Annotated in this window: 31 protein-coding genes; all 31 read right to left on the bottom strand. The window is 27.0% G+C overall.

Going from position 1 to position 25,849, the window contains the following annotated elements; genetic code table 11:
- Nucleotides 1-57: 57 nt before the first annotated feature.
- On the bottom strand, nt 58-1,362 hold the full coding sequence (locus tag I2E83_RS01950; protein WP_195428360.1) for a pyrimidine-nucleoside phosphorylase: 1,305 nt from the start codon (nt 1,360-1,362) through the stop codon (nt 58-60).
- Nucleotides 1,363-1,560: 198 nt separating this feature from the next.
- Nucleotides 1,561-2,439 carry a tyrosine-type recombinase/integrase gene (locus I2E83_RS01955; RefSeq protein WP_195264501.1) on the bottom strand — a complete coding sequence of 293 codons (879 nt, stop codon included), beginning with the start codon at nt 2,437-2,439 and terminating at the stop codon, nt 1,561-1,563.
- A gap of 70 nt (nt 2,440-2,509) precedes the next feature.
- Nucleotides 2,510-3,145, bottom strand: coding sequence for a stage II sporulation protein M (spoIIM, locus tag I2E83_RS01960; protein ID WP_195264500.1), 636 nt, complete (start codon nt 3,143-3,145; stop codon nt 2,510-2,512).
- Between the two features lie 161 nt (nt 3,146-3,306).
- Entirely contained in the window at nt 3,307-3,825 is a 519-nt protein-coding gene (locus I2E83_RS01965; RefSeq protein WP_195428362.1) for an NUDIX hydrolase, read from the bottom strand.
- A gap of 226 nt (nt 3,826-4,051) precedes the next feature.
- The gene (locus I2E83_RS01970) at nt 4,052-4,960 is read right to left on the bottom strand and encodes an alpha/beta hydrolase (protein WP_195264498.1); all 909 of its coding nucleotides are present in this window, start codon (nt 4,958-4,960) and stop codon (nt 4,052-4,054) included.
- A gap of 315 nt (nt 4,961-5,275) precedes the next feature.
- Nucleotides 5,276-6,082 carry a sporulation transcription factor Spo0A gene (spo0A, locus tag I2E83_RS01975; protein ID WP_195428364.1) on the bottom strand — a complete coding sequence of 269 codons (807 nt, stop codon included), beginning with the start codon at nt 6,080-6,082 and terminating at the stop codon, nt 5,276-5,278.
- Nucleotides 6,083-6,422: 340 nt separating this feature from the next.
- The gene (spoIVB, locus tag I2E83_RS01980; RefSeq protein WP_195428365.1) at nt 6,423-7,613 is read right to left on the bottom strand and encodes a SpoIVB peptidase; all 1,191 of its coding nucleotides are present in this window, start codon (nt 7,611-7,613) and stop codon (nt 6,423-6,425) included.
- Nucleotides 7,614-7,795: 182 nt separating this feature from the next.
- Nucleotides 7,796-9,496 carry a DNA repair protein RecN gene (recN, locus tag I2E83_RS01985; protein ID WP_195428367.1) on the bottom strand — a complete coding sequence of 567 codons (1,701 nt, stop codon included), beginning with the start codon at nt 9,494-9,496 and terminating at the stop codon, nt 7,796-7,798.
- A gap of 18 nt (nt 9,497-9,514) precedes the next feature.
- Nucleotides 9,515-9,964 (bottom strand): arginine repressor, encoded by a 450-nt coding sequence (locus I2E83_RS01990; RefSeq protein ID WP_195264494.1) that lies wholly within the window; start codon nt 9,962-9,964, stop codon nt 9,515-9,517.
- 1 nt (nt 9,965) lies between these two features.
- Nucleotides 9,966-10,817, bottom strand: a complete 852-nt coding sequence (locus tag I2E83_RS01995) for an NAD(+)/NADH kinase (RefSeq protein WP_195264493.1) — start codon at nt 10,815-10,817, stop codon at nt 9,966-9,968.
- A 100-nt stretch (nt 10,818-10,917) separates the two neighbouring features.
- Nucleotides 10,918-11,727, bottom strand: coding sequence for a TlyA family RNA methyltransferase (locus tag I2E83_RS02000; RefSeq protein ID WP_195264492.1), 810 nt, complete (start codon nt 11,725-11,727; stop codon nt 10,918-10,920).
- Between the two features lie 2 nt (nt 11,728-11,729).
- Nucleotides 11,730-13,598, bottom strand: coding sequence for a 1-deoxy-D-xylulose-5-phosphate synthase (dxs, locus tag I2E83_RS02005; RefSeq protein ID WP_195428369.1), 1,869 nt, complete (start codon nt 13,596-13,598; stop codon nt 11,730-11,732).
- 19 nt (nt 13,599-13,617) lie between these two features.
- Nucleotides 13,618-14,493: a polyprenyl synthetase family protein gene (locus tag I2E83_RS02010; RefSeq protein ID WP_195264490.1), complete on the bottom strand. Its 876-nt coding sequence runs from the start codon at nt 14,491-14,493 to the stop codon at nt 13,618-13,620.
- Nucleotides 14,486-14,698 (bottom strand): exodeoxyribonuclease VII small subunit, encoded by a 213-nt coding sequence (gene xseB / locus I2E83_RS02015; protein ID WP_195264489.1) that lies wholly within the window; start codon nt 14,696-14,698, stop codon nt 14,486-14,488. The genes I2E83_RS02010 and xseB overlap by 8 nt, the downstream gene beginning before the upstream one ends.
- Nucleotides 14,699-14,713: 15 nt before the next feature.
- Nucleotides 14,714-15,913, bottom strand: coding sequence for an exodeoxyribonuclease VII large subunit (gene xseA / locus I2E83_RS02020; protein WP_195264488.1), 1,200 nt, complete (start codon nt 15,911-15,913; stop codon nt 14,714-14,716).
- Complete coding sequence (locus tag I2E83_RS02025) at nt 15,903-16,751, bottom strand: tetrahydrofolate dehydrogenase/cyclohydrolase catalytic domain-containing protein (RefSeq protein ID WP_195264487.1); 849 nt, start codon at nt 16,749-16,751, stop codon at nt 15,903-15,905. Before I2E83_RS02025 ends, xseA begins: the two co-directional genes overlap by 11 nt.
- Nucleotides 16,752-16,772: 21 nt before the next feature.
- A complete protein-coding gene (gene nusB, locus I2E83_RS02030) occupies nt 16,773-17,177 on the bottom strand; it encodes a transcription antitermination factor NusB (RefSeq protein WP_195264486.1) in 405 nt (134 codons plus the stop codon).
- Between the two features lie 126 nt (nt 17,178-17,303).
- Nucleotides 17,304-17,690 (bottom strand): Asp23/Gls24 family envelope stress response protein, encoded by a 387-nt coding sequence (locus tag I2E83_RS02035; protein ID WP_195264485.1) that lies wholly within the window; start codon nt 17,688-17,690, stop codon nt 17,304-17,306.
- A gap of 84 nt (nt 17,691-17,774) precedes the next feature.
- Complete coding sequence (locus I2E83_RS02040) at nt 17,775-18,302, bottom strand: SpoIIIAH-like family protein (RefSeq protein WP_195264484.1); 528 nt, start codon at nt 18,300-18,302, stop codon at nt 17,775-17,777.
- A 39-nt stretch (nt 18,303-18,341) separates the two neighbouring features.
- Complete coding sequence (gene spoIIIAG, locus I2E83_RS02045) at nt 18,342-18,950, bottom strand: stage III sporulation protein AG (protein ID WP_195264483.1); 609 nt, start codon at nt 18,948-18,950, stop codon at nt 18,342-18,344.
- A gap of 13 nt (nt 18,951-18,963) precedes the next feature.
- A complete protein-coding gene (gene spoIIIAF, locus I2E83_RS02050) occupies nt 18,964-19,542 on the bottom strand; it encodes a stage III sporulation protein AF (RefSeq protein ID WP_195428370.1) in 579 nt (192 codons plus the stop codon).
- 8 nt (nt 19,543-19,550) lie between these two features.
- A complete protein-coding gene (gene spoIIIAE / locus I2E83_RS02055) occupies nt 19,551-20,780 on the bottom strand; it encodes a stage III sporulation protein AE (protein ID WP_195428372.1) in 1,230 nt (409 codons plus the stop codon).
- An 8-nt stretch (nt 20,781-20,788) separates the two neighbouring features.
- Nucleotides 20,789-21,172 carry a stage III sporulation protein AD gene (gene spoIIIAD, locus I2E83_RS02060; RefSeq protein WP_195264480.1) on the bottom strand — a complete coding sequence of 128 codons (384 nt, stop codon included), beginning with the start codon at nt 21,170-21,172 and terminating at the stop codon, nt 20,789-20,791.
- Nucleotides 21,173-21,180: 8 nt separating this feature from the next.
- Nucleotides 21,181-21,378, bottom strand: a complete 198-nt coding sequence (gene spoIIIAC, locus I2E83_RS02065; protein ID WP_195264479.1) for a stage III sporulation protein AC — start codon at nt 21,376-21,378, stop codon at nt 21,181-21,183.
- A 14-nt stretch (nt 21,379-21,392) separates the two neighbouring features.
- On the bottom strand, nt 21,393-21,911 hold the full coding sequence (gene spoIIIAB / locus I2E83_RS02070; RefSeq protein WP_195428374.1) for a stage III sporulation protein SpoIIIAB: 519 nt from the start codon (nt 21,909-21,911) through the stop codon (nt 21,393-21,395).
- Nucleotides 21,899-22,822 (bottom strand): stage III sporulation protein AA, encoded by a 924-nt coding sequence (gene spoIIIAA, locus I2E83_RS02075; RefSeq protein WP_195264608.1) that lies wholly within the window; start codon nt 22,820-22,822, stop codon nt 21,899-21,901. Before spoIIIAA ends, spoIIIAB begins: the two co-directional genes overlap by 13 nt.
- A 426-nt stretch (nt 22,823-23,248) precedes the next feature.
- Nucleotides 23,249-23,611: a CD1247 N-terminal domain-containing protein gene (locus I2E83_RS02080; RefSeq protein WP_195264477.1), complete on the bottom strand. Its 363-nt coding sequence runs from the start codon at nt 23,609-23,611 to the stop codon at nt 23,249-23,251.
- Nucleotides 23,612-23,755: 144 nt separating this feature from the next.
- Nucleotides 23,756-24,313 (bottom strand): elongation factor P, encoded by a 558-nt coding sequence (gene efp, locus I2E83_RS02085; RefSeq protein WP_008679144.1) that lies wholly within the window; start codon nt 24,311-24,313, stop codon nt 23,756-23,758.
- A gap of 158 nt (nt 24,314-24,471) precedes the next feature.
- Nucleotides 24,472-24,828 carry a hypothetical protein gene (locus I2E83_RS02090; RefSeq protein ID WP_195264476.1) on the bottom strand — a complete coding sequence of 119 codons (357 nt, stop codon included), beginning with the start codon at nt 24,826-24,828 and terminating at the stop codon, nt 24,472-24,474.
- The gene (locus I2E83_RS02095; protein ID WP_195264475.1) at nt 24,825-25,238 is read right to left on the bottom strand and encodes a hypothetical protein; all 414 of its coding nucleotides are present in this window, start codon (nt 25,236-25,238) and stop codon (nt 24,825-24,827) included. The genes I2E83_RS02090 and I2E83_RS02095 overlap by 4 nt, the downstream gene beginning before the upstream one ends.
- Nucleotides 25,216-25,845: a hypothetical protein gene (locus I2E83_RS02100; RefSeq protein WP_195264474.1), complete on the bottom strand. Its 630-nt coding sequence runs from the start codon at nt 25,843-25,845 to the stop codon at nt 25,216-25,218. The genes I2E83_RS02095 and I2E83_RS02100 overlap by 23 nt, the downstream gene beginning before the upstream one ends.
- Nucleotides 25,846-25,849: the final 4 nt, after the last annotated feature.

Below are 25,849 nucleotides of genomic sequence, written 5' to 3' on the forward strand. Positions count from 1 at the left end.
CAATAAAAATAAAAATATGATAAAAAGAACTAAATTCTTCTTATCATATTTTTTTATTTATTCTATAACATCATATATTAGAGGAATTTCCTTATCTAGAGAGTTAGATATAATCATGTTCTTAATTATATCATTCTTAGCTTTTTCTATGTTACTTTCATCATTACTATGAATATAAGCTAGTATATCCCCCTCTTTTACTTTTTCACCTCTTTTTTTATTTAAAACTATACCTACAGATAGATCTATTGTACTTTCCTTAGTTTCTCTTCCTGCTCCAAGTTCCATTGCAATTAACCCAAAGGCTTCTGCATTTATTTTTGAAATCACACCCTCTTGAGTGGCTTTTACTTCAACTATATATTTTGCTTTAGGGAATTTATTAGTATCATCTACAAAACTTTCATCTCCACCTTGGGCCTTAACAAATTCCTTAAGTTTTTTTAATCCCTTACCATTATTAATATTTTCTAGTAATAATGCCTTACCTTCTTCGAAGTTTCTTGCTTTATTTCCACAAACAAGCATATAACTACCTAAAGTTAATGTTAATTCTAATAAATCTTTAGGTCCATTTCCTTTTAATAATTCTATAGCTTCTTTAACTTCAAGAGAATTACCTATTGCATATCCTAAAGGTTGATCCATATCTGAAATTATACCTATAGTTTTTCTTCCTACTGAACTTCCTATATCAACCATTTCTCTTGCTAGATCTTTAGCATCTTCAGGAGTCTTCATAAATGCTCCATCTCCAACTTTTACATCTAATACTATAGCATCTGCTCCTGAAGCAATTTTTTTACTCATTATACTTGATGCTATTAATGACATATTGTCTACTGTTGCTGTAACATCTCTAAGGGCATATATTTTCTTATCAGCTGGAGCAATATTTCCTGTTTGTCCAGTTAATGCTATCCCTATTGTATTTGAATTTTTTATAAATGTTTCTTCAGAAAGTTCTACCGAAAATCCATTAAATGCTTCTAATTTATCAATAGTTCCACCAGTATGCCCTAACCCTCTACCAGACATCTTAGCAACTGGAACTCCAAGCGCTGCAACTAATGGTGTTAAACAAATGCTGGTCTTATCTCCAACTCCACCAGTAGAATGCTTATCTACCTTTACTCCATTTATTGAAGATAAATCAATTTTATCTCCTGAATCGACCATTGCCATAGTTAAATCTGCAGTTTCTCTTTTATTCATCTTATTAAAAAATATAGCCATAAGTAATGCTGATGCTTGATAATCTGGAACTTCTCCATTTGTAAATCCATTTACAAAAAACTCAATTTCTTCTTTAGATAATTCTAGACCTTTTCTTTTTTTTAATATAATGTCATACATTCTCATAAGAACATGACCTCCTACTTTAGTATATTATTTTAAAATTTTTATCTATTTAATTTGCTATATTGCAATAATAAATTTGCTTTTCTTAATTTCTAGAAGCTACTTTACATTCTTTTTGTATTTTAAAATTCTTAATTTAATACTTTTAATTTATCTAACTTCTTAAATTATATTATTTCATATAAATATTCCATATTATTATGCTCTAGGATGGGAATTTTTATATACAATATTTATTTTATCATTATTAATTATTTCATAATATGTGTCCATATAAGTTAGAACTTGATTTCCTAAAAGTTTTTGCACAGCTCTTACATTAGCTCCATTTTGTAATAAATGTACCGCAAAAGAGTGTCTAAAAGTATTTAAATTAACTTCTTTTTTAATTCCTGCTTTATGGGAATATTCTTTTACTATTCTCCATACACCTTGTCTTGTTAAATGATTTCCATTTAAATTAACAAATAGGGTATCAACTCCTGCAGATGCAATTTGATCTCTTATTTTTAAATATTCCTTCAATGCTTCTGTAGCACTTCTTCCAATTGGAATAAGCCTCTCATAATTTTTATTATCATGACATTTTACAAAGTTTAATTCTAAGTTAACATCCTCAACATTTAATCCAATTATCTCTGAAACCTTCATTCCAGTAGCATACATAAGTTCCAATAAAGCATTATCCCTTATTCCTTTATTGCAATCTTTATCTACAATTTTAATTATTCTGTCTACCTCATCTATAGTTAATATTTCAGGCAACTTTTTAGTTGTAGTTGTATTCTTATAATATATCTTAGGTATTTCACTTACAACTTTTTGATCTTTCAAATAATTATAAAAACTTCTCAGACTTATAACTATTCTATTTATCGATCTTTCAGACTTACCTTGACTAAGTAAGTATTGTATATATCCAAGTACTGATACATTATCCGTTTCATCAATACTCATATTTTTACTCTTTAAATACTTAACATATAAGTTTACATCAGTTACATAGGCATAAACAGTGTTTTCACTTTTATGACTTTTTAATAAAGCTTCCTTATAATTATTCACAATTTCTTTCATAATTCTCCCCTATCCTAATACATTATTAATTCGACAAAAAAATTCTTATTCCTTCTTTATTTTCATTGGATTAGGTTAATTTATAAACTTTCGTTACTACCATTTTTATTAACCCTGGGCTCATATAGCACTCAATTATAACCCCTATGGCAAATAGGATAACAAAGAAACTTAATTTCATTACTAGTCCATTAAACATCAACTTACTACTTCCAATTCCATTAAAAAACTTTTCTTTTAACTTTACTGAAGATAATTCTAAAGAAATAATACTTATACCTATAAAGAAAGGTATATAAAATATGTTTTGCGGAACTGTCGATGCTAGAGCAAGCCAAACACCTTTACCTTCAAAGGTAGTTAATAAAAAACTAAAGGTATAACCTAAAGTAAATCCCTTTATTAAATCTATTATTAAAATTATAGGTGCTCCAAAGACAGTAAATCCTAGTGCTATTATAAGTAAAATAATCACTATATTATTTTTTATTATGCTTATAAGCAATTCATTTGTTTTTACCTCTTCAACATTTATACTTTTAATGAATCCTGTAAAGTAATCAGCTAAATCCTTTGCATCTACTCCATCCATATATTTTATGGTATATGAACCTAGTAGTATACCTACAAAGAAAAAAGTTAATACAAGTAAATAAAATATTTTATTTTCTCTAAAGTTTGAATTCAACTTTTCTATTAAATTCATATTATTCCTCCTCCATAGTTGCTATAGAACATAATATGTTTAAAGTTTCCTCATTATTCATAATTGAATATATGTAAAATATTTTTTTATAAAAAAATAAAAAAAATGGAGATAAACTACAAGTAATAGTTTATCTCCATTTATTTTTATCATATTAAAGTTTATAAGTATGAAAATACACTTATGGTTTTACCATCAATTATTTCACCTTTTTTTATCATTTCTTTAACATTATTTATATTTAATATTTTTACACTTGTAAACTCGTCTTCATCCTCATTTTTTTCACCTAAAGATAAATCCCAAGCCTTATATAAATGTATAATTTCATCACAAAAACCAGGTGCTGTTGCAATAGAACCTAAATATTCTATTTCTTTTGCAATATATCCAGTTTCTTCTTGCAATTCTCTTTTTGCACACTCCATCGGATTTTCATTTTTATTAAGCTTTCCTGCTGGTATTTCTAATAATATCTTATTTAATGGTAATCTAAATTGTTCTACTAATATTATATTTTCAGAATCTAGAAATGCTATAACTGCACAAGCTCCTGGATGTTTTATAATATCTCTATTGCTATTTTTACCATTAGGTAACTCTACATCAATATTTACAAAATCTATAAAATTTCCTTTATGAATTAATTTTTCATTTAATATCTTTTCAGTTAAATCCATTATATTTCTCCTCATATTCATAAAAATTTTCTTAATAAAATTAATCATAGTAATTCTAGGCTAATTACTGCTGCTTTGACTAGTTAATTATTTAAATAATTCATTATATTTATATGTATAATTTTAATTCTACTTTAAATTAACCATTAACAAATTATTATAATAATTTAATAAAATCTTTAATATCTTCGACTTTCTCTTTAAAAATCATACTTATTCCGAACTCTTATTTATTGGTATATTTTCTTAAAAAACTAATAATTATATCAATTGTATCTTTGCAATAAAACAAACTGCCGCCATGATCTGCATCATCTACACAATAAAAATCTACATTCTTATTATGACTTGAACACTTTTCGTACAACTCAATACTTTGTTCAAATGGAACAACTCTATCTTTATTGCCATGAATTATTAATAGTGGATCATCATTTGAATAATCATTAATATAAAAAATAGGTGAAGCTTGTAATGCTAAATCCAAATTATCTGAAAGACAATCAACCCCAATTATATCAGTTGCCGGTGAATTTCTTTCATGATCAAAAGCTGAACAATATTTATTCATAGTAGCCAAATTACTTACTCCATACAGATTTATAAATCCCCTTACGTCACATAACAGTTCATTTGTATAATCTATTTTATAATTATTCCAAGTTGCCCAACATAAAGAAGCAGTATGTCCTCCGCTTGAATCACCTGATATAAATACATTATTTATATCAATATTTAACTCATTACTATGCTTTTGAATATATCTCATTGCACATTTTGTATCTAATACTTGTCCTGGAAATAATGCAACATTACTTGGACGATACTCAACAATAGCTAATACATATCCACTAGTAACAATATCTTTAAAATCCAAAACATGCTCATTTAAATCTTGTTTCATCCATGCAGACCCTTGAACATGAAGAAATAAAGGATACTTTTCATTTTCTTTAAGCTGTTCTGGATAAATAAATCTTAATTTTAATTCCATACCATCTTTTTCACAGTAAACTATATCCTTTCCAATAAACGCTCTTACATTTTTTTTATCGCCTTTTATTACCTTTGTTCTTCTTGGATAATTTGTTACCTTTGGCATATCATCATATGTATATTTGATAATTGAATCCATAACATTACCTCTCATAATCTGACTCACTTCCTGTGAGCCTTTAATTTATTCATAGTATTAGTATATCATTTATTTACAAAAATTTAATAAATAATTATAATATAAATGTGCATTTTCTTTCCAAGCTCTAGAATTTTATCAAATAAAAAACACCTCCTAAACAGTATGGAATAAACCCAACTGATAGAAAGTGTTCTGTCTACTTAAGTTAATATTAATTTATTAGTATAAAATATACTTTGTTGCTATAAACAACATAGATTTAACTTTTTCAAATTACTTGTTCAACAGCCATTTTACTGACTTTAATAAGTATTAGCTAACTTTATTCTTAAGTCTTAGCTTGTCAGCTATGATTGCTATGAATTCACTATTAGTTGGCTTACCTTTTTCATTGTGAATTGTATATCCAAATAGCTTGTTAATAGCATCAACTTGGCCTCTTCCCCAAGCAACTTCGATAGCGTGTCTTATTGCTCTTTCAACTCTTGAAGCTGTTGTGTTATACTTTTTAGCTATTGATGGATATAATTCCTTTGTAACAGCAGACAATAATTCCATATCGTTAACAACCATTGTAATTGCTTCTCTTAAATACATATATCCCTTAATATGAGCAGGCACCCCAATTTCATGGATTATGCTTGTAATTTCAGTTTCTAAATCTACTGGTCCTCTAGATTGATGCTTAACTTCTTGTTCTATTACAGTAGATTGTTTCCTAATTACTTCGTTTGAAGATCCATTAAACATTTCTCTTATTCTCTTAGTGAAAACATCCATATCGAAAGGTTTTACAACATAATAATCAGCACCTAAAGTAATAGCTCTTTGCGTAATTTTATCTTGTCCAACTGCAGAAAGAACTATAATTCTTGGCATTTTTTCTAAATTCATTGAGTTTAATTTTTCAAGCACTCCTAGACCATCTAAATGTGGCATGATTATATCTAAAACTACTAAATCTGGTTGTTTTTCCTCTATAAGAGCTAAGGCTTCCCTTCCATCCTTAGCAACTGCAGTAACTATAATATCTCTTTGATTTAATAAATAATCGTTTAAGATACTGCAAAACTCCTTGTTATCATCAGCTATTAAAACTGAAATTTTTGAATCATTCATACTTTTCTCCCCCATCTTCCCAAAATACTCGAATTAATCCGAGTACATACTAAGTTCTTTTAAAAATTTATCTTTTAAAATTCATCTATAAATATTATATATAGACATAACAGAAAAAAACAATCCTTTTCAAGATTAATTAATATCATTATAACACAATTTATTTGATTTTAATAGTTTTTTTACATTTTTTTCAAAATTTTATTATAATATTTATTTTTTATATAGATAAATTTCATTTTTCTGACAGCAAAAATGATAAGAGTACTAATATACCCTTACCATTTTATATAATTATAACACTAAAAGTATTATAAAACTATTCAAATTTACTAATATTTTATTCAATTATCCCTGCATCTTTTAGCATCCATTCAATATATATTCCATAACCTACATCTGGTTTATTTATTAATACATGAGTTACCGCTCCAACTAATTTATCATTTTGAATAATAGGGCTTCCACTCATTCCTTGAACTATTCCACCTGTTTTTTCTAGAAGTTCTTCATCTGTAACTTTTATTACCATACTCTTAGGTCCAGGTTCCTCTTGAGGTAATAATTTTACTATTTCTATATCATACATTTTAGGACCATTTTCATCTATTGTTGTTATAATCTGTGCTGCTCCTTCTTTTATCTCATTTCTAAATCCTACTTTTAATGGTTTATCAAAACTTTCATTAACTAAGTCAGTACTTGCTTCACCAAATATACCCGCTTCTGTATTCTTTTCTATTTTAGCTAAACTTTCTTTTTCATTCACAAATAATCCTTTTAATTCTCCTGGTGAGCCTTTTTCCCCTTTTCTAACACTTATTACTGAAGAATTTAATAAATCTCCATTTCTTACTGTAAAAGGTTTATTAGTATCACCATCTGTTATAGGATGCCCTAAAGCACCAAATATTGAAGTATTTTTATCATAAAATGTTAATGTTCCTATTCCTGCAGTTGAATCTCTAACCCAAAGCCCTAATTTATACTCATTATTTTCTTTTTGTAAATCTATTTCTTTGCTTTCTATATTACCATTTCTAAGATAATCAACATTTATTTTAGAATTATCTAGATTTTTAATTTTTTTTGATAAATCCTTTGAGCTTTGTATTTCCTCTCCGTTAATCTTTATAAGTACATCTCCAAGTTCTATACCTGAATTTTTGGCAGGACTTTCAACCTTACCTTCTAATGATTCTATATCAGAATGTCCCACAACTAAAACACCTTTAGTTGATAACTTTATTCCAACACTTGTTCCACCTGGATACACCTCTAAATCATTCACTTTAGATACTGCAACAGACTTAATAGGAATAAGACCTAAAAGTTTTACTTGAAGCTCATCCTTCTTTATTTTGCTGTTCTTCATAAATATATTATCTGATAGTACTACATCAGAAGTTGAAGAAGCTTCATTTACATATATTTTTTCTGGAATACTACTTAAGCTAAAGAAAGTAATTAAACCCAGAATCAACATTGGAGTTATTATTACGCCTAAATATTTTAACTTTTTCATCCTCATATCATCTCCTCCTTTGCTTCTGTATTTAACTTTCCCTCATCTACATTCTTATATGCTGTATTAAGTTTGTTAAAAACGTTAAAAATTTTAAAGATATAACTACAAAAATATAAAAAAATAAAATCATGGTAAATAACCATGATTTTAGTGTATTCATTTTTTTATTAAGTTATGTATCATATTTATGAATAACTTTTTAATATTTCTTGTTTTTTTAACTCTGCAAAAGCGACCATTTCTGAAGCATTTTCTAAAGTAACATCACTTACTTCATCTCCACTTGTCATTTTTGCAATTTCTTTAACTTTGTCATATTTATCTAAAGTTCTGATTTGTGTAAATGTTTTTTCATTTTCAACTTTTTTTGATACAAAATAATGACAATCAGAAAGTGCCGCTATTTGAGGTAAATGCGTTATACACAACACTTGATGTTTAGTAGAAACTTCATACATTTTTTCTCCAACTCTTTTAGCTATAGTTCCACTTATTCCAGTATCTATTTCATCAAAAATAAGAGTTGGTATTTTATCCTTATCAACAAAAACACATTTAAGTGCTAACATAATTCTTGAAAGCTCACCACCTGAAAGAACTTTTTCTAGTGGTTTTAAAGGTTCTCCTGGATTTGTAGAAATCAGAAATATAACTTCATCAAATCCTCTAGAATTAAATGATTCACATTTTTCTATTGATATTTTAATTTCTGCTTTTTCCATTCCAATATAAGATAGCTCATACTTTACTTTTTCTTCAAGATTCGCAGAATTTATTTCTCTTATATTATGCATTTCTTCAGAAACTTGTCTCATTTCTTCTTCTAATTTTTCTTTTTTTAAATTTAATTCTTTAATTATTTCTTCAGAATTAATTAGTTCATCATATTGTAATTTTAACTTTTCTAAATAACTCAAAATTTCTTCTACTGATTCCCCGTATTTTTTCTTATATAAACTAATTTCATATATTCTAGAATTTATCTTTTCTAATTCAAATTCATCATAATAAATTTCAGATGATAAATCTCTTACTTCTCTTGAAATTTCCTCTAAAGTGTAAAGGGCTTCTTCCATTCTTTCTCTTTTATCTATTAATTTTTCAAAATGCTTTTCAACTATTGATAATTCATTAACAGCTTTTGATATTCCTTCAATAACTGAAATACCTTCCATTGGATTATCTAAAACAGAATAGGTTTTACTTAGAGCTAAAGAAATTTTTTCAGCATTTGAAAGCAAATTAAATTCCTCATTTAAACTTTCTTCTTCACCAACTTTTAATTTAGCTTTTTCTATATCATCAATTTGAAATTTTATATAATCCACTAACTTTTCTCTATCTGCATTACCATTTAACTCTTTTATCTTTTCTAAAATCAAATTTTGTTCTTTTCTTAAGTCTTCAAACTTTTCTAAATATGGATTTAATTCTTCTCCTATAAAATCATCTAAATAATATATGTGAAACGCTCTATTTAGTAAATTCTGATTTTGATGTTGCCCATGTATATCTAATAGTTTTTCTCTTATTTTCCTTAGATATGAAAGTACTACTGATTTTCCATTTACTTTTATTATGCTTTTACCAGATAAAGTTGTTTCTCTTGAAATTATTAATATTTCTTCATATTCAATATCTAGCTCTTTTAAAACTTCAATGATTTCTTCATTTTCAAGTGAAAATATTGCTTCAACAAAAGTTTTCTCTTCCCCATATCTTATTAAATCCTTTGAAAATTTTCCACCTAAAACATAATCTATAGTATCAATTAATATAGATTTACCAGCACCTGTTTCTCCTGATAATATATTAAAGCCTTTTCCAAATTCAACACTTAATTCCTGAATTAAAGCAAAGTTCTTTATATTTAATTGTAATAACATATTATATCACCTTTAATTTTATAAAATCATTTTTCTAACTTTCTCTACTAATTCTTCAGCTTTATCTAAACTTCTTACTAAGATAAAGATTGTATTATCTCCAGCAATTGTTCCTGCAACTTCTGTATCAAATAATGTATCTATTGCTTCAGCAACTGCCATAGCAGATCCAGTTAGTGTCTTTACAACAACAAATTTATCTACATTTTCTACTGATACAGCAGCATTTGATAAAATGCTCGATAACTTATCATTTATATCCTTTGATTCCTTAGATGATGCAACATATCTGTAATTTCCTGAAGCCCCTTGCATCTTTATTAACTTTAGTATTTTTATATCTCTAGAAACTGTTGCTTGCGTTACATCAAATCCTGCCATTTTTAACTCTTCTGCAAGCTCTTCTTGTGTTTCTATATCTTTTTCACTAATTATCTCTAAGATTTTATTATGTCTTTTTGATTTCAAATTAATCACCTTCACATTCTTTCCAGTTATTTAGAATTTTTGCCCGTAGTACTTTAAAATAATCATAATCATCAAACAAAACTATATTTGCATATTCTTCTGCTTTTTTTATTTTTATTATAGTTTGATTTGTTGTTTTTATAGCTTTTTGTCCATCAAAAGTTATATATACTTCTTCTTCTTCATTTTCTGCTTTAATTTCAATTTCGCTACTACTATTTAAAACAATTGTTTGCATTCCTTTGGGATGAGGACAAATTGGAGTTAAAGTTATTACATCTACATCTGGATAAATAAAGGGACCTCCAGCTGAAAATGAATATGCCGTTGATCCAGTAGGTGTTGCTATAATTAATCCATCACCTTTAAAATTATAATATCTTTTACCATCTATAAATATCTGAAACTTTACCATTCTTGATAATGTTCCTCTTGCTACAACTATATCGTTTAGAGCCAATGATTCATTTTTTATGCCTTCTAGAGGTAAATCGCATGTTAAAAGCATCCTTCTTTGAGAAATATAATCCCCTTCTTTTAGTTTTATAAAAGCTTTATCCATTTCAGAGACTTCTATACTTGATAAAAAGCCCAAATTCCCAATATTAATCCCTAAAATAGGTACATTTAATTTTCCATTTATACCTCTAGCAACACTTAAGATAGTTCCATCTCCACCTAAAACTATTATAAGATCAAGCAGCTCCTTAAATTCATATTTTATTATATCATAACTATTTAACATAATTATTTCTACATTATTAAAATATTTATAAAGCTTTTCTTTTACTTTCATAGCAATTTTATTATTTTTATCTTTAGATGGATTGATTGCAATGGCAACTTTCTTCATAATCACGCCCCCTTATACTGTATTAATATCTCATATAAATTTCATTTAAGACTTCAAGTATTATCCTGAAGCCTTAAACAAAAACTATTTTTAATATATTTTATAGTGAATTATGAGATTCATTTACTATTTTTTCTATATCATCTAATGTAAATGTTGATTCTTTCTTTGTGTCTTTAGTGAAATAAACTAAATATTCAATATTTCCCTCTGGTCCTTTAATTGGAGAATAACTAACTGATAGAATATTTAGGTTTTGACTAATTAAAAATTCTACTATGTCTAAAACTACTTCTTTATGAACATTAATATCTCTAACTACACCTTTTTTTCCTACTTTTTCTTTTCCAGCTTCAAATTGAGGCTTTATTAATGCAACAACTTCTCCACTTTCATTTAATAAACTTAAAGTTGCAGGCATTATTTTCTTTAGTGAAATAAAAGATACATCTATAGAAGCAAAATCTGTTAGTTCTCCTAATGTTTCAGGCGTTACATATCTGATGTTAGTACGTTCCATACAAACAACCCTAGGATCTGTTCTAAGCTTCCAAGCAAATTGCCCATATCCAACATCAATTGAAAACACTTTCTTTGCATCATTTTGTAACATGCAATCAGTAAATCCTCCAGTAGAAGCTCCTATATCCATACAAATCTTATCTTTTAAGTTTACTCCAAATTCCTTTACAGCTTTTTCAAGCTTTAATCCACCTCTACTTACATATGGTATCTCCTGACCTTTAAATATAATATCTGCATCGACACTAACCTTTTCTCCAGCTTTATCAACTCTTTGCCCGTCTACAAATATTTTACCAGCCATTATGTTAGTTTTAGCACGTTCTCTTGATGTGAATATGCCTTTTTCAACTAAAAGTATATCTAATCTTTCTTTTTTCCCAGACATCTTTATCTCCTTTTTTTGTTAAGTTCTATGATAACTTCTGCTATTCCTTCTGGATCTAATTTATTTTCTTTATATAATAAATCTACATTTCCTTGTGGAATAAATTTATCTTTGAATCCTAATGCTTCAAATTTATTTCTAAAGCCTAGCTCATATAACTTCATTAGAACATAGCTACCAAATCCACCATTAGTTATATTATCTTCAATAGTCACTATATCATAGCCTTCTTCTACTAAACTCTCTAGCATATTATTATCCAATGGTTTTACAAATGTAGCATTTATTATTGTAGGATTAATGCCATTAGCTTTTAATATGTCTTTAGCTAGTAATGCATGTTGAAGCATTTTTCCTACTGCAATTATAGCAATCTTTTCTCCATTTATAATTTTTTCCCACTTACCATAACTTATTTTTGTTAATGGATTCATTTCAGTACAACAATCTGCACCCCTAGGGTATCTTATAGCTACTGGTCCATTTTGTGTAAGAGCCCACTTTAACATAACCTTTATTTCATCTAAATGTTTTGGCGCCAATACAGTCATATTGGGAACTTGAGATAAATAGGATAAATCAAACATTCCTTGATGTGTTTCTCCATCCTCTCCAACTAATCCTGCTCTATCTATTGCAAAAATAACTGGCATATTTTGAATACACACGTCATGAATTAATTGATCGAAGGCTCTTTGCAAGAATGTAGAATATACAGCAAAAATAGGTTTTAAGTTTGCACTTGCAAGACCTGCTGCAAGTGTTGTTGCATGTGCTTCAGCAATCCCTACATCAAAAAATCTATTTGGAAACTCTTTTGCAAAACTCTTAAGTCCTGTTCCATCAGGCATAGCAGCAGTTATTGCAACTATTCTATCATCTTCTTTTGCTAAATCTATCATAGCATCACCAAATACCTTTGAGTATGATCTTTCGCTAGGAATATATGCTTCTCCACTTTCTAAATCAAAAGGGCTTACTCCATGGTACTTATTTGGGTTTTTTTCTGCTAATTCATAACCTTTTCCTTTATTTGTAACCACATGTATTATAACAGGCTCATTAATTTGTTTTGCCTTTTCTAATACTTCCGTCATCATTTCTATATCATGTCCATTTATAGGTCCTATATACTTTAATCCCATATCTTCAAAAAGCATAGATGGCACTACAAATTGTTTAATACTATCTTTAAATCTTGATATACAACTTGCAATTTTTTTACCTGCTTTAGAATTACTTAAGGTTTCATTTATATTTGATTTTAGTTTATTATATTTAGGTTCCATCCTTAAGTTATTTAAATGTGTTGATAATCCACCAACATTAGGTGATATAGACATTTGATTATCATTTAAAATAACGATCATTTTTGTCTTATTAAATCCTACATCATTCAATGCCTCTAAAGCCATTCCACCTGTCAATGCTCCATCACCTATAACTGCAATAACTTCATTATCTTCATTTTTAATATCTCTAGCTCTTGCCATTCCTAGTGCAGCAGATATTGATGTGCTACTATGTCCTGTATCAAAAGCATCATATTTACTTTCACATCTCTTTGGGAATCCACTTAATCCATTATACTGTCTAAGATTATTAAATTGATCTTTTCTACCTGTAAGTATTTTATGAACATAGCTTTGATGACCAACATCCCAAACTATTTTATCTTTTTCTAAATTAAAACTTTTAAATAGACTTATAGTCAGCTCTACAACTCCTAAATTAGAAGCTAGATGTCCTCCTGTTTTAGATACACTATCTATTAAAAATTCTCTAATTTCTCCAGCAAGTACTTCTAATTCAACATTTGATAACTCTTTAACTTCTTTTGGAGAAGTTATCTTATCTAACATTTTACCCATAATTAAACCTTTCTTTCTATTAAAATTCTCTATTTAATAAATCTAAAGTTATTGTTTCTAAATTTATCGATTCTACAGAAAGGCCTTTCAACAATTCAATACATTCTTTTGTTAAATTTTCACATTCTCTTTTACAATATTCTAACCCAAATAAAGATATAAAATTGGATTTATTATTATTTTCATCGCTTTTAGTGTTTTTACCAAGCTTTGAAATATCCCCTGTTATATCTAAGATATCATCCTTAATTTGAAATGCTAAACCAAGCTTTAATCCGAAATCATTTAAAATTTCTATATCTTCTTTAGGAGCATCTGCAAGTATAGCTGCTGCTACAATAGATACCCTTATTAGTTCTCCAGTTTTTTTACTATGCATATAAAGAAGTTCTTCTTTAGATATTAACTTTCCTTCATTTATAACATCTACTATTTGCCCGCCTATCATTCCTTCTGGCCCTGCTGCTTCTGCTATTTCCCTTGATGCTAATAGTGCTTTAGAACCATTTTTTATAGAAAATTTCATCATTAAACTCATTGCCTCATTTAATAGCATATCTCCTGCTAATACGGCTATATTTTCACCAAATTTTTTATGATTAGTCGGCATTCCTCTTCTTAAATCATCATTGTCCATACATGGAAGATCATCATGTATAAGAGAATAGGTATGAATCATTTCTATTGCTGAGGCCATTTCTATTATGTCTTTATAATTTTCTTTGTATAATTCATAAGTCAATAAAAATAATATAGGTCTTATTCTTTTGCCTCCTATATTTAAACTATAACTTGCTGAATCATATATAATTTTATTATAACTTCCTTTGTCATTAAAATATACATTTAAATACTCATTTATAAAATCTCTATGTTTTTCTATAATATTACTCATTCTTTAGCTCCACTTCCATATTCTCTTTTATTGTTGTTAGCTTTCCTTCTAAAGAATTTAGTGTCTTGTATAATTTATTAATAAGTTTAACTCCACTCTCGTACTCTTTCATTAACTCTTCAAGCGGAAGTTCATTATTTTCCATATTACTCAAAATAGTTTGTAGGCCTTTAACCATATCATCGTAAGATTCTTTCTTTGCCATAAACTCTTCAACTCCTTAATCCATGGAAATAATTTTTCCTTTAACTTTTCCATCTTTAAATATTATATTAAATTCATCTAAATCCTTTATATCTTCTTTAGATGAAATTATATTCTTTTCATTATCTTCAATAAATGTATATCCTTTTTTCAACACATTTATTGGGTTATGAGCCTCTAAAATATCATTTAACGATTTAATTCTAATCTTTTCTTTTTCCATTCTACTGAAAACTAATTTTTTCATTCTATCTTCTATTCTATCTAGTTCCAAATAAGAATTAGATAAAATTACTTCTGGACTATTTAAAGATAATATTTTTTTATAATTCGATAACTTTTCTTTTTCATAACTAAATTTATTAAATACTATTTCATTTATTCTTTTGTTATAGCTATCTATTTCATTTATTATATCAATTTCTAGTGGCACAGCAATTTCTGCAGCCTGAGACGGAGTTGATGCTCTATAGTCACTTACAAAATCAGATATTGTAAAATCAACTTCATGCCCAACAGCTGAAATTATAGGTAGCTTAGATTTGAATATTTCTTTAGCTAAAGCTTCCTCATTAAAATTCCATAACTCTTCTATTGAACCTCCACCTCTACCAATTATTATAACATCCACACTTTTAGTATCATTAAAATATTTAATTCCATCGATTATTGTTCTGTAAGCGCCTTCACCTTGAACTAGAGCAGGATATAATACAATATCAATTAAACTACTCCTTCGCTTTGATACATTTATTATATCCCTTATAACAGCTCCAGTTTCTGATGTTACAACCCCTATTCTCTTTGGCATTCTAGGTATTGTTTTTTTATACTTCTCATCAAAGTAACCTTCTTCTTGAAGCTTTTTCTTAAGTTTTTCAAATTTTATATGTAGTTCACCAATACCTTCTTTTTGTAACTTTTCTATATATAATTGAAGTGATCCAGTTCCTGGATAAATTGAGCACCTAGCATTAGCTACAACTTCCATTCCTTCAGTTAATTTAAAGTCTAAATCCACGCTATTACTTTTAAACATAACACAATTAATTTTACTTACTGAATCTTTTAAAGAAAAATATATATGTCCACTACTATGATATTTTAAATTTGATATTTCTCCCTTTACTAAAAGATTGTTTAAAATAAAATCATTATCTAATGTCTTTTTGATATAGTTATTAAGTTCACTAACTGTTAAAGTTTTAATTCTCATTGTTCTCTAACGCCTCACATGAATTTTTTATAAGTAGAGTCGTAGTTAAAGCTCCAACTCCTCCTGGAACTGGTGTTATCTTTTGTACAATCGGCTCTACTTTATCAAAATCTACATCTCCAGTAATTTTACCATTTAAAGATGAGGTTCCAACATCAATTATTATAGAATTACTATTTACATATTCATCAGTTAAAAATTTAGGCTTTCCTATTGCTACTACAATAATATCTGCTACTTTACAAACCTCTTTTAAGTTGTTAGTTTTTGAATGGCAAATTGTAACTGTAGCATTTTTATTTAATAATAATTGTGATACTGGTTTTCCTACAATATTACTTCTTCCTATAACTACAACATTTTTACCCTCAAGTTCAATATTTGATCTCTCCAATATTGTTATTATTGAATTTGGGGTACAAGGCAAATATGTTTTTTCATTACAATATAATTTGCCTTGATTAATATATGTTAAACAATCTATATCTTTTGCTGGGGAAATGGCATTTATTATTTTCTTCTCATTAAATCCTTGCGGAAGAGGAAGTTGCAATATTATTCCATCTACTTTTTCATCAGAATTTAATAGTTCTATTTTTCTTAATAGTTCCTCTTCTAATATATCTTCATTAAGTAATAGTTTTTCAAAATTACAACCAAGTGAAGTTGCTACTTTTTCTTGACTATTAATGTAGTAGACAGATCCACCATCATTTCCTACTAAAATTGATACTATCTTTGGAGGTCTAAGCCCTAACTCTTTTCTTTTTAATATGTACTCTTTTATTTCTTCTTTTACATTATTTGAAATTTCTTTACCATTTAAAATTTTCCCCATGAAAAATACCCCCATTACATTTTATAAACTCTTAAATGCTTTATCTAAAACTCCATTTACAAATGAAACACTTTTTTCGTCTGAATATTTTTTTGTTAATTCAATTGCTTCATTTATAGCAACCTTTTCTGGAACGTCTTCTACATAAAGCATTTCTGCAATTGCTAATCTCAATATTGAAAGATTAACCTTTGATACTCTATCTAGCTTCCAATTTGTTAATGCTTCTTCTATTTTTTTATCTATTACAGTTATATTTTCTTCAACCTTAGCTAAAATCCCTTTTATGTATTCTAAATCTATAGTTTTTAAATTCATTTCATAATCTTCTATAAATGTTTCTATTGTTTCCTCTAATGTATTTTTGCTTAAAGTCATCCCAAAAAGTAATTCCATGGCTATTTCTCTAGATCTTTTTCTATTCATCTTATCCTCCTAAGTGTTCTTACTACTAATATTATTAACCTTCTAAAACTTTCTAATCATAAATATACTACAACAAATTTATTTAAAGCACAAGGAAAACACCCTCTGAAAAATCAGAGGGTGAAATTAATTTTCCTTACTTTCTTCTTTTTCAGTTTTTGGTAAGTAAATGCTTTGAACATTTATATTAACATATTCAACATTCAATCCAGTCATTGCTTCAACAGTCTTTTTAACATTTTCTTGAACTGCATTTACTACTTCTGGTATTTTTACACCATACTCTACTGCTAAATTTAAATCTATTATAGCACTATTTTCGCTTAATGTTACTTTTACATTTTTTCCTACATTCTTCTTACCTTTTAGCAATTGTGATATGTTGTTACCACCCATTTGTTGTAAGTCTTCTACGCCTTTAATTTCTTCAGCTGCAATTCCTGCTATTACACTAACAACTTCATCAGAAATTTTTACTATCCCTAGATTATCATCATAGTTTTTATTTTCCATGTACTTACCTCCTAAGCGTTTTGATGACAAAACTCTTTTTTTCTTATGTTTATTATATCAAACCAATAATTATATTACAATGAATTATTTCTTTGATTCTATTATCACATCACTAATCCCAGAAACATTTTCAGCTATTTCTTGAATTGCTGCACTATCAGCTTCTGTTACTTCATCAGCTTTAACAACTATTCTAACTTTATTACCTTCTATTGAGCATAATGCATCTTCAAATCCTTGATTTTTAACATTTACTTCTATTCTACTTTCTTTATCTATAAGCATAGTCTTTTCTCTTAATTCATTATCTGCAAGATCTTTTTGTTCTTGAGATGTATTTACATCATTTTTTAATGAAGTTAATTGTTGGATAGTTGCTGCGTCCTTTTGATCTCTTTCACTTCTTAAGCTATAGAAATAATCTTGAGTTCCTAAAGTTTCCTTATCATCTTTCTTTTCATTATCCTTATCTTCTTCTGTTCCTTGTGATATTACTTGGCTAAAATCTGTTGGATCATTTAACCCCGTCTTATTTAATTTTGCTGCAATAACTCCTACACATACTATAAGAGCCATTAGTGTGAAAATAATACCAAATTGTTTTTTTGTCATTTTAATTTCCCCCCATCTTTTTTTCATTTTAATTATATGCTAATTTTTCATAGGATATACATTAACCTTATCTATAGAAATTCCATATAAACTAGACACAGCTACCTGTATATCATATTTAACTTTACTACTGCTTGCGCCTTCGGCTACTATAACCACTCCACTAATTTCTGGCTTATTAGTCTGTAAAATATATGGTTCATTTTTGCTTCCATCACCTGCCATAACAACTTTACTTCCACCAGTTTGCTGAGTATTCGTTCTCTTTCCACCTTGATTATCTGTTTCTTCTGTTGTTGCTTCTTGGGTAGTATTTTCTGTTGCTGGAACCTTTACTTCTCCACTTTTAAAGTAAATCATAACCTCAACTTCTCCTACGTTCTCTATTTTTGTTAAAAGATTTTTCAACTCTTTTTTTTCTTGAGCTTCATAACTATCCATTATTTCATCTGATTGATTTTGTAAATCAGATGAATTTTGCGTAGTAGTGTTTACACTTGTTGGTTTTGTTTCTTTTTTTCTGCCAGTTGTCAAAAAGCTAATAGCTAATAAAACAAAAGCTAAGACTAATGCAATACAAACTGCATTTAAAAACTTTTTATCATTTATAACGTTAGCTAGCTCTTTTTTCCAATCACCTTTCCCCATTTTCTCACTCCCATCAATTTACTTTATACACTTCTATTTTATCTTGAGAAACATTTAAAGCTTCTGCTAAGTAACTTATTATTTCATCTTCGTTATTTACTTTTCCATCCTGAGAAGATACGCTTTGACTGTCTTCCTGTGCATTTATAATTATCTTTTGTACTTTCGAAACATCTTTATTTTTAACCCCTATTTGAACTTTTTCAATAGAGTAGTTAATGTTACTCATATCAACTTTACAATCTATGTCACTAATAAATTCTTTATCAGAAAACTTTTCTTTTAAAAGTCTATTACAATTTTGCTCTAAATTTTCCTTAAATGCATTTTCATTATTAATCTTATAATTCTTACTTACTTCGACACTTTCATTTTCGCTAAGCTCTATATAATTTTGTATCTGTAAAGAAATACTTTCTTCACCTTTACTAAACAAAGAAATTATTGGAGATAACATAGCAGATATAAGAATTAAGCCTAAAACAAATTTTAAGTACTTTTTCATATTGTTATCAGGAGCTATAAATTCAATTGCCGTCATTAATATAAGCATAGTAACTAGGGTTATTACAAATCCTTTTATTTCTTCCATATCCCTCTTTACCCTCCTATAACAAATTTGCCTGCTGATGCCATAATTCCAAGTAATACAAAGAACATGAGGCTTACCGATAATACACATGACATTATAAGTATCAAAGAATCACCTGCTGATGCTATTGAACTTGTTATTCTTTTATCGCTTATTGGCTCTATAATTGCTGCTGTCAATTTATATACAAATGAAATTAATACTAACTTTATTATAGGATATAGCATCATAAGTATTATTATGATTAATCCAATAGAGCTTACAGCATTTTTTATTATTAGTGAATATCCTGCTACAGACGCTATAGCATCTGAAAAAGCTTTTCCTACTATAGGTATAAAATTATCTATAGCAAATTTAGCAGTTTTTAATGTAACAGCATCAATAGTTGATGATGTTATCCCCCTTACCGTTAATAATCCTATGAAGATAGTTAGAATTATACCTTGAAGCCATATAGTAATTTGCTTTGTTAATTTACACAAATTACTTATTTTATGTTCCGTAGAAATATTGTTTGCAAATTCTAAAACAAAGGTAATAAGTATTAATGGTATTATTACTGTTGTATATATTCTTGGAATAATTAATGTTGCTCCAACTACTATAGGATCCATAGTTGCTGCTTGTGTAAATCCTCCAATTGTTCCAATCATCATAACTAATACAGGTAAAACAGCACTCATAAAATTTGATAAATCTTGTATTATATTAGTTGCTATATTTATAGAAACTATGAAACTTCTAGATAATATAACTATCAGTAAAGCATAACATGCAAAGAATGCTATATTTGATATTCCTTCATTTGAAAATGCTGTTTGTAAATTTTTAAGTAGTGCACATATTATTGCAATTACTATTATGCTTATTGATAATGCAAGTACTGTTTTAACTTCCTTAAATAAGAAACTTATAACAGCATCGCTAATAGTTTTAAACGATAAATTTCCTTCTCCATTTTTTATATATCCCTTAATATAATCAACTGGATCTAGGTCATTCATTATCTCAATATCTAATTTCATATTATTTATATAGTTATATAGTGAATCTAATTTATTATTGACTTCCTCATTTTCTATCTTAATTTCTTCCTTAGATGTTTGATTATTAATATTTATACTATTAATATCATTTTCATTAGCTAAAGCACTTTTACTAGGAAGAAATACAAAAGCTATAATAATTATACTTATAACTAATATAATTCTCTTTGTGAAAATATTTTTTATCATAAAAACACCTACAATATTTGTAAAATTGATTGAAGGACAGCCATAAGTATTGGTATTGCTAATGTTAATATCAAAATTTTAGCCGAAAATTCAACCTTACTAGCTATACTAGCAGCTCCTGCATCTTTGCATATTTCACTGCAAAATGTGGCTAAATATGCTATAGCTAGTATTTTTAAAACAACTCCTATATATACCATATCAATATTAGCTTTATCTGCTATATTCTTTATAAAGTAAATTACATCATTAAGTTGTGTAATTACAACTAAGAAAATTATAGCTCCTGCAGATAAAGATATTAATGTTGATATATCGCTTCTTTTATCTTTAAAGAGAAGAAACATAAATAATGCAGCAAAAGCAAATGCAACAATCTTAATAATATCCATAATAACACCTATAACATAAACATAGTTCTTACAGTATTAAATAGATCTCCTATAAGGCTTATTACTGTAATTAGAATTATTACTATCCCTACAATATTTGCTATTGTTGCAATTTCATCTTTACCACTAGCTTTTAATACTTTCTCTAAGACTACAAGAAGGACACCCATAGCCCCTATTTTAAATATAATAGTTACGTCTAGCATTTATTACCCTCCTACTAAATTAAAAAAATCGAAATCATAGCGCCTATACATACCCCTATAGCTCTATACATCTTTACATTTTTCTTTGCTAATTCTTCAGCAGATTTGCAGTTTAATTTCATATTTTCTATTGTTAGGTTAAATAATTTATCTTGTCCGTAAACTCCTGATTCCCCAAGTGATCTCAAAAAATCTTTTATTATTCTTTTATCCTCTTCATTTAAATTAAATTCTGATTCATTGTTTTTGAACTCATTTTCAAAGGCTTCATATACACTTGTACTTTCTCCATTCAAAAGCTTATCTGACACAGCTGATAAAATAGAATTTATAGGAGCTTCAACCTTTAATGAAATATATTTTAAAGCTTCAGGAAGAGGTGTATTTGCATATATTACCTCATTATTTAAAAACAAAATTGATTTTAATATCGAATTAAGTTGCTTACTCCTCTTTTTAAAATTTTCACCATAGTAAAATCCTATATAGGTACAAGATAAAAATATAATGATAACTGCTGTTATCTTAAGCACTTAAATTCCCCCTCCAATCCTATTGAATATATTTGCTCAATTGTTCCTACGCCATTTCTATTGCTTAAAATTACTATTCTATCTAAAATAGAATTTTCTAATAAATCTTTAAAAACTTTTCTTTTATATATATCATCTATACTATATCCATGAATAGTAACAATAATATTAACTCCAGAATTAAATGCCATGTGAAGAGCCTCTATATCCCCATCAGTTCCTATTTCATCACAAATCAGTATATCTGGAGATAGGCTCCTAATAGCCATTATCATTCCATCTTTTTTTAAGCAATTATCTAAAATATCACTTCTAATCCCAACATCTAATTGTGGAACTCCATTAAAACAAGCAGCTATCTCACTTCTTTCATCTATAATCGATACTTTTTTCCCTTTCAAATTTACAATAGGCATCCCAGTTGAAATGTTTTTAGCTATATCTCTTAAAATAGTTGTTTTACCACATTTAGGTGGAGATACTATCAAGGTATTAAATACTCTGTCTTCTTTAGTTATGTACTTCATAATTTCATTTGAGCATCCTATTACTTCTCTACATATTCTTATATTTAAAGAAGATATATTTCTTATAGTTCTTACCTCTCCATTTACTAAAACACATTCTCCAGCTATTCCTATTCTATGTCCACCTTTAATTGTAATATATCCTTGCTTTATTTCTTCTTCATAAGCGTATAATGAATAATTTGATATCTTCACTAAAATTTGTTTTATATCATCAACTGTAGTTACATATTTTAATATTATTTCCTTATATGCTAAATTAACTATTATCGGCTTATGAGCTTTTATCCTTATTTCTTGGACAGGTTCTTTTAAAAGTATTTCTCTTAGTTCATTACTAATCTTTAAAGGCAATACCTTTAAAATCTCCTCCTCATTTCTCACTTCATCACTTCCTTTTCTAATGTTATATATCAAACTTGTTTCTCTCTATAAAATAATATTCATACTTATAATAAAATATGTAAAATATTTTTAATTAACTAAAAAAAATTAAAGTTAATTATAGAGATATGTTTTTTATAAATATCTATTAGTTTAATTAATATTTTAAAATTCTCTCTTGTATTCGTATATTTTTTTATATTTACTTAAGTTAATTATTTATATAATTAAAATCAATATTAATATACTTATTAGATGAGATATTAAATACTTATTGTAACTCACAAATCAATATTATTTTGCTATTAAGCTGTAATATAAGTTATTTTAAATTTCATTCTCAATATAAAATCTTATTAAAACAAAAAAACTATCAGCTAACCAACTGATAGTTTTTTTGATAATAATTTCTTATTCTTAATTTAATTAAATTGCTTCTTCCTGACAAAATGGACAAGGTATTGATTTATTGTTATCTATAGCATCTTTTTCAACAAAAAGTGGCTTATTGCAATTTTTACAATTTACTTCGATATATTCATCTTCCATTTCTATAAGATCTTCTATTGAAACTTCTTCAAATAATTCATCTTGTAAACCTGTAAGATCTTCATCTATGTATTGCACATTTTCTTCTAAATAATCTTGTCTATTATTCATATCTTCAATTACATCTGACATTTCATCTAAAACTGATAAAATACTGCTAAAAATATTTTGATATTTATCATCACTTATGTTAGTAACATTAGTTTTAATATTTTCTATTTTATCTTTTATATCCTTCACATCTTCACTTCCTTTTAAATAGAAATACTGTCTATTCAAATTATACCCTAATATTGGATATTTTATATATAAATTTATGTTTATTTAACTTTTATTGTAATTTTTATAGAATAAAAAAGCTAAGTAAAAACTTAGCTTTTGTTATTATACTCTTTCCATGTATTCACCAGTTCTAGTGTCTACTCTGATTACGTCTCCTTCATTAACGAACATAGGAACATTTACAACTGCACCTGTTTCTAATGTAGCAGGCTTCATTGCATTTGTAGCAGTGTTTCCTTTTATTCCTGGGTCTGCTTGAGTTATTAATAATTCAACAAAGTTTGGAGCTTCTACTGAGAAAGCTTCTCCTTTATAGAACTTTATTACAGCAAACATATTTTCTTTTATGAACTTTATAGCATCTTCTACTTTTTCGTAGTTTAATGGAATTTGTTCAAAAGTTTCTTGATCCATGAAGTAGTATAGTTCTCCATCTGAATAAAGGTATTGCATTTCTTTTCTTTCAATTACCGCTTCTTGTAATTTAGCTGTTGGGTTAAAAGTTGTATCAGTAACACCACCAGAAATAACATTTCTTAATTTTGTTCTTACAAATGCTGCACCTTTACCTGGTTTAACGTGTAAGAAGTCTATTACTGTATAAACTTGTCCTTCATGCTCGAAAGTAGTACCTTTTCTTAAATCTCCTGCTGATATCATTAAATATCCCTCCAAAAACTTTATTCCATATATTTAGTATAACTCTTTGTTACCTAAATAGTCATAACTTCAACAATGTTTATGACATAACAAAAATATTTTATCAAAATTCACAAATAAATGCAATTACTTATAATAACTTCTAAAAAATATTGTCATTATTTACTTTTTAACTCCATCTCTAGTAATATATTTTCTTTGTCATAATTTAAATTATAATTATTTATATAGTAATCATCTAATTTATTTAATGCATCTAGAATCTCATTTTTATCACCTTTTAAGACGCATTTTACTATCCAATTACTTTCATCTATCTTATTATAACTTAATATCGTTGAATTATTTACATCATTAAATTCATTCTCTATATCTTTTATATATTTAACATTTTTCACTTCCGTTATACATGGTACAACTTCTTTAGATAAATCTTTTTTATAAAAAATTAATAGACATACTTGGATAATTGTTATAACTATAACTATCAAATGCAGTGTTTTAATTCTTTTCATATACTAACCTCTAATGTGAAATCATTTTGTTCATCTTTAATAATGGATTTTATCTTTATTATACCTTTCTCTTCTATTATAAAAACATTTTCTTTTCCCTTCACCTTAATGGATCCATTATTATTTTGTATATTCATACTTAAAATATTAGGTAAGATATTATTTATCAATTCCTTTATATCTTCTTTTTTAAAACCTTTTTCAGTATTTATATTATCATCTAAATTATTATTATATACTTCTACATTTTCTTTATTATGTAAAACTCTATTTGCTGATGTAGGAATAACTATTATATTTAGCATTAATAGTATTAATATTAGTTTGTTATTTTTCTTATTTTCATTTATACCTATCTTCTCTATAAACTCATTTGGTATAAAGTTCTTATTTTTTAAATATTTTTTCATAAATTTTTTCTCCTATATTTATAATATAGTCATAATTATTATCAGTCACATCTTTTATACTTTTATCAATAATTAGCTTTTTATTTTGAGTTTTATACTCTATTATAAATTTCTTTATATCTTCAGCATCATTAGTTATATAAGAATTTTCAAGAGCTCCATTTTCTATATTTATTAAATGAAATAATCCCTTAATTCTATATATTATTATTGATGATTTGCTTCCCTTTATCTTTTTTATAATATATTCTTTTACTAAAAATTGTACTGGCTCTACCTTAAGATAATTAATATCTTTACATAAATCAAGTAAGTTTTCACATCTTATAGAATAGATATAAAGAATCTTTGAACTTTTTAAAAATTCATAATGAAATAATAAATTTTTCTTATCTGAGAAATCCTCTGATATCTTCTTTTCAATGAATCTATCAACATTTATTCTTTTATTATAAATTTCATATTTCTTTATAAATATTTGTTGTGATAAGATTAATAATTTTCTTTTGCTACCTAGCTTTTCTAACAATGAATTTATATTATAGCACTCATACTCATATCCATTGCAATAATACTTATTTTCAAATATACCTATAGAATTAACCATTTCT

This window comes from Clostridium sp. D46t1_190503_E9, from assembly GCF_015555225.1.
Lineage (GTDB): Bacteria > Bacillota > Clostridia > Clostridiales > Clostridiaceae > Clostridium.